The sequence below is a fragment of the Mesorhizobium sp. M2A.F.Ca.ET.037.01.1.1 genome (assembly GCF_003998075.1).
In the GTDB taxonomy this organism is placed as follows: domain Bacteria; phylum Pseudomonadota; class Alphaproteobacteria; order Rhizobiales; family Rhizobiaceae; genus Mesorhizobium.
In genome coordinates, this window is the sequence record NZ_RZSA01000494.1 from 1 (window position 1) to 4818 (window position 4818).

A 4818-nucleotide genomic window follows, 5' to 3' on the forward strand; every position below is an offset into this window, starting at 1 on the left:
CCATTTTTACTTTCTGTTGCGCCGCCCGATGACGCTCGGCGTGCGCGGCCTGGTCTACGAACGTGCCTCCAACGCCGTCTTCCTGATCCGCCACACCTATGTTCCCGGCTGGCAGTTGCCCGGCGGCGGCGTCGAGTCCGGCGAGACGCTCGAGGAAGCGTTGACGCGCGAGCTGGCCGAGGAAGGCAACATCGCGCTTACCGCGCCGCCGGTGCTGAGGTCGATGCATTTCAACCGCCGCTCCAGCAAGCGCGACCATGTCGGCCTTTATCTGATCGAAGCTTTCAGCCAGACCGCGCCGAAACTGCCCGACCATGAAATCGCCGAGGCAGGCTTCTTCCCGCTCGACAGCTTGCCGGAGGGCACGACCCCGGCGACGCTCCGAAGGATGGCCGAGATATTTGGCGGGGAGCGCATCTCACCCTACTGGTAATCACGCCGCTTTCCTGAACCTGCCCCGGTCATGGGCGGCCGCATAATCGAGCTCCGGTCCCACCGGGACAACTCCCGTCGGATTGATCGACCTGTGGCTGCCGTAATAATGCGCCTTGATGTGGTGAAGGTTGACCGTGCCCGACACGCCGGGCACCTGATAGAGATCGCGCAGATAATTCGACAGGTTCGGGTAGTCGGCGATGCGGCGCAGATTGCATTTGAAGTGGCCGACATAGACCGGATCGAAACGAACCAGCGTCGTGAACAGCCGCCAATCGGCCTCGGTGATGTGTTCGCCGGCCAGATAGCGCTGTCGCGACAGCCTCTCCTCGATTGTGTCGAGCGCCTGGAACAATTCGCCGAAAGCTTCCTCATAGGCTTCCTGCGTGGTGGCGAAACCGGCGCGATAAACGCCGTTGTTGATTGCCGGGTAGACCTGCGCATTGATCCTGTCGATCTCCGCGCGCAGCGCCGCAGGATAGAAGTCGAGACCCGCATCGCCCCATTCGTCGAAGGCCGAATTGAGCATGCGAATGATCTCGGAGGACTCGTTGTTGACGATGGTCTCTTGCCTCTTGTCCCACAGCACCGGCACCGTCACGCGGCCTGAATAGGTCGGATCGGCCTTGGCGTAGATCTGGTGCAGGAAATCGAGGCCGTAGAGCGTGTCCCCGGTGGCGCCGTCCTCGGCTTTAAAGGTCCAGCCGTTTTCGCCCATGAAGTGGTGCACCACGGAGACGGAGATGATGCCGTCGAGCTTCTTCAGGGCACGGAAGATCAAAGTGCGGTGCGCCCAAGGGCAGGCGAGCGAGACATAGAGGTGATAACGGCCGGGTTCCGCCTTGAAGCCCCGCCTTCGGCCCTGCGCCGGACTGCCGTCACGCGTGATCCAGTCGCGCCATTGCGACTCTCTGCGTATGAACCGTCCGCCGCTGTCAGTCTCGAACGGGCGGTCCTGCCATTTGCCTTCGATCAGCATTCCCATGCGGCAATCTCCCTGGGGTTCGCAACAATCTAGGCCGATAGCCGGGTTGGCGAAGCCCTTCGGCGCTGAACAGTTCGTCAAATGACACAAAGAAAGACAAAAAGCGCCGATTGCAGCGGCACAAAATTGGTGCTAGCGGAGGCGCCCATGTTCGACTTTGCCGCGATCCGGTTCGACCGACGACGAAAGGGCGCCCGCGCTTAACAAGCGCTGACTGGCGAACGCTGCCGCTTTGCAGCAAACCTTCCTCGCATACCGGAACGCAAAGACCATGAGCCTTGCCGACGTGAAATACCTGCCGGAAACCCCGGCCCATGATGCTGAAATCGAAGCCATCAACGACGAGGCCTTCGGCCCGGGCCGCTTCGTGCTTGCCGCCTACAAGATCCGCGAGTCGGGCGGGCATGACCGCTCGATGTCCTATGTCGCCGTCAAGGACGATACGGTCATCGCCTCGGTGCGCATGACGCGCGTGGCCGCGGGCGCGGGACGCGCCATGATGCTCGGCCCGCTTGCGGTGCGCCCCGCCTTCAAGAATCTCGGCATCGGCCGCAAGCTGGTCACGATCGCGCTGGAAGCGGCCAGGAAGGCCGGTGCGCCTGCCGTCATCCTGGTCGGCGACGAGCCGTATTATGGACCGCTGGGCTTCAAGCGCTTCCCGCGCGGGCAGATCACCATGCCACGCCCGGTCGACCTCGACCGGCTGCTGCATCACGAGATCAAGCCGGGCGCCGTCGCCCGCTTCGCCGGCGAAGTCGGCCACGCCAGCATGGCAAGGGTCGCGGAGTTAGCGCCGGCATTGGCGCGCCCGGCAGCAAGCGCGTCGCTCTCGATCGACCCGGCTATTGCGGTTGCGCCGCCTTTGCGGGCTTCGTAGCATAATCCGGAATCCTGGGAGGCTTGCATGAACCCGAACGGCCAGATTGCGATCGTCACCGGCGGCGGATCGGGTCTTGGCGAGGCAACGGCGCGCACGCTTGCCGACAAGGGTGCTCGCGTCGCCATCCTCGATGTCGGCATCGAGCGCGCGGCGAAGGTCGCGGCCGACATCGGCGGCATCGCGGTCCAATGCGACGTCTCTAGCGGCGACAGCGCCACGGCCGCGATCGCCGAAGTGGCTGCAAAGCTCGGTGAACCGCGCATCCTGGTCAATTGCGCAGGCATCGCCATCGGCGTGAAGACGATCGGCAAGGACGGACCGCATCCGCTCGACCAGTACCGCAAGGTTATCGAGATCAACCTGATCGGCACGTTCAACATGATCCGCCTCGTTGCCGATCGGGCGGCGAAGCTCGATCCGCTTGTTGGGGGCGAGCGCGGCGTCATCGTCAACACCGCCTCCGTTGCCGCCTATGACGGCCAGATCGGGCAAGCCGCCTATGCCGCTTCCAAGGGCGGCGTCGTCGGCATGACGCTGCCGGTGGCGCGCGATCTGGCGCGCTCCGGCATTCGCGTCTGCACCATCGCGCCCGGCATCTTCAAGACGCCGATGATGGCCGGCATGCCGCAGGACGTGCAGGATTCGCTCGGCGCCGCCGTGCCCTTCCCGCCGCGGCTCGGCGAGCCGGCGGAATATGCCTCCCTTGCCCTCCACATCATCGAGAACCAGATGCTGAACGGCGAGACCATCCGCCTCGACGGCGCCATCCGCATGGCGCCGAAATAGCGGGATGACCGGATCGCCGACAGGTGCCGGTGTTTCCACCGAAAGGACAGGCCCGCTCGCCGGCCTGAAAGTCATCGAGATGGCCGGGCTTGGTCCGGTGCCGCTTGCCGCCCTGATGCTGGCCGAGATGGGTACCGATGTGTTGCGGATCGAACGCGCCGATGCCGGCCAGCCGCTTCTGAACCCGCCTGAAGAATACAACCTCGACCGGCACGGCCGTTCCATCCTCAAGCTCGACCTCAAGCGTCCGGCGGGCACGGAGCTGTTGCTGCGGCTCGCGGCACGGGCCGACTTGCTTGTCGAAGGCTTCCGCCCCGGTGTGATGGAGCGCCTCGGCCTCGGGCCCGATATTCTGCTCCAACACAATCCGGCGCTGATCTATGGCCGACTGACCGGGTTCGGCCAGGACGGACCGCTGTCCGGGCGAGCCGGGCACGACATCACCTATCTCGCTTATGCGGGCCTGCTGCACGCGATCGGCAGGAAGGACACGCCGCCGGTGCCGCCGCTCAATCTCGTCGCGGATCAAGGCGGCGGCGCGATGATGCTGATTGCCGGCATGCTCGCCGCCCTTTTCCAGCGTTCGCTGACCGGAAAGGGCCAGGTGGTCGATGCCTCGATGATCGAGGGGGCCTCAATGCTCGCCGCACCCATCCACGCTTACATGGCCGCTGGTCTGTGGAGCGACAGGCGCGGCGAGAACCTGCTCGATTCCGGCGCGCCGTTTTACGACACCTATGAGACGGCGGACGCGAGGCACATTGCCGTTGGCTGCCTCGAACCGCGCTTCTTCGGCGAATTCGCCAGGCTGCTGCCGCTCGCCGGGCATTTTGTCGGCAGCCAATATGACAGATCGTCGTGGCCCGCGATGCGCGCCGCCATTGCCGAGCGGGTCAGGGAGAAAACGCGCGACGAGTGGGCCGAGCTTTTCGCCACGTCCGATGCCTGTGTCGCGCCCGTGCTGTCGCTGGTCGAAGCCAGGAACCACCCGCACAATCGCGCCAGGCAAAGCTTTGTGACGTCTGGCGGGTTCGAACGCCCGGCGCCGGCGCCGCGTTTCTCGCAAGCCCCGGCAGCGGCTGCGGCAGCACCGGCCGCCGCTGATCGCGAGACCGCAAGCATATTGGCCCGTTTTGGCTTCAGCCAGGAGGAAATCGCGGCCCTTGCAAAGGCGGGTGTACTCGGCCGATAACCGGAGAGCAGAAATCAACTTATCTCGGGTGAGCTTGTGACCGAATCGAAAAAAGATGTCATTCGCCAGACCGACGCCGAAGCGATCAGGTTGGCGAAAACCTTGATCCGCGCAGCGCGTTTCGGCGCGCTCGCGGTTATCGAGCCCGGCACCGGCGCGCCGCTGGCGAGCAGGGTCGGCGTCGCCACCGACATCGACGGCGCGCCGCTGATCCTGATCTCGATGCTGTCCGCGCACACCAGTGCGCTTGTCGCCGATCCGCGCTGCTCGCTGCTGCTTGGCGAACCCGGCAAGGGCGATCCGCTGGCGTATCCGCGCATCAGCCTGGCATGCCGGGCCGTGCGGCTGGAGCGGGGATCGGCCGACCAGGTCCGAGCCGAACGCCGCTACCTCAATCGCAATCCGAAGGCCAAGCTTTATGCCGAACTCGGCGATTTCTCGTTCTTCCGGCTCGAGCCTGGGCGCGCCAGCCTGAATGGCGGCTTCGGCAAGGCCTATCTTCTCGAGCGCGATGATTTCATCATCGGCGGCGCCCTTGTC

Annotated in this window: 6 protein-coding genes; 5 read left to right on the forward strand and 1 reads right to left on the reverse strand. The window is 64.9% G+C overall.

Annotation, left to right across the window (positions count from 1 at the left end):
• Positions 1–13: 13 nt before the first annotated feature.
• Positions 14–433 carry an NUDIX domain-containing protein gene (locus tag EOA27_RS22310; protein ID WP_245491136.1) on the forward strand — a complete coding sequence of 140 codons (420 nt, stop codon included), beginning with the start codon at positions 14–16 and terminating at the stop codon, positions 431–433.
• Here the strand turns inward: EOA27_RS22310 and EOA27_RS22315 are convergent, their stop codons facing one another.
• On the reverse strand, positions 434–1420 hold the full coding sequence (locus tag EOA27_RS22315; RefSeq protein ID WP_126081587.1) for a glutathione S-transferase family protein: 987 nt from the start codon (positions 1418–1420) through the stop codon (positions 434–436).
• A gap of 271 nt (positions 1421–1691) precedes the next feature.
• On the opposite strand from EOA27_RS22315, the gene EOA27_RS22320 reads away from it, so the two are divergent.
• The 4 genes from EOA27_RS22320 to EOA27_RS22335 all read left to right on the forward strand — a co-directional run.
• On the forward strand, positions 1692–2297 hold the full coding sequence (locus EOA27_RS22320) for an N-acetyltransferase (protein ID WP_126081586.1): 606 nt from the start codon (positions 1692–1694) through the stop codon (positions 2295–2297).
• 27 nt (positions 2298–2324) lie between these two features.
• Positions 2325–3086, forward strand: coding sequence for a 3-hydroxyacyl-CoA dehydrogenase (locus EOA27_RS22325; RefSeq protein WP_126081585.1), 762 nt, complete (start codon positions 2325–2327; stop codon positions 3084–3086).
• 4 nt (positions 3087–3090) lie between these two features.
• Complete coding sequence (locus tag EOA27_RS22330) at positions 3091–4278, forward strand: CaiB/BaiF CoA-transferase family protein (RefSeq protein WP_126081584.1); 1188 nt, start codon at positions 3091–3093, stop codon at positions 4276–4278.
• 36 nt (positions 4279–4314) lie between these two features.
• Positions 4315–4818, forward strand: a 504-nt coding sequence (locus EOA27_RS22335) for a pyridoxamine 5'-phosphate oxidase family protein (RefSeq protein ID WP_145970468.1), incomplete at its 3' end; no start/stop codon positions are given.

Excerpts from the sequence above, each read along its gene's own strand:
- EOA27_RS22325 (WP_126081585.1), top strand. The coding sequence starts at position 2,325 with ATGAACCCGAACGGCCAGATTGCGATCGTCACCGGCGGCGGATCGGGT.
- EOA27_RS22320 (WP_126081586.1), top strand. The coding sequence starts at position 1,692 with ATGAGCCTTGCCGACGTGAAATACCTGCCGGAAACCCCGGCCCATGAT.
- EOA27_RS22315 (WP_126081587.1), bottom strand. The coding sequence starts at position 1,420 with ATGGGAATGCTGATCGAAGGCAAATGGCAGGACCGCCCGTTCGAGACT.
- EOA27_RS22330 (WP_126081584.1), top strand. The coding sequence starts at position 3,091 with ATGACCGGATCGCCGACAGGTGCCGGTGTTTCCACCGAAAGGACAGGC.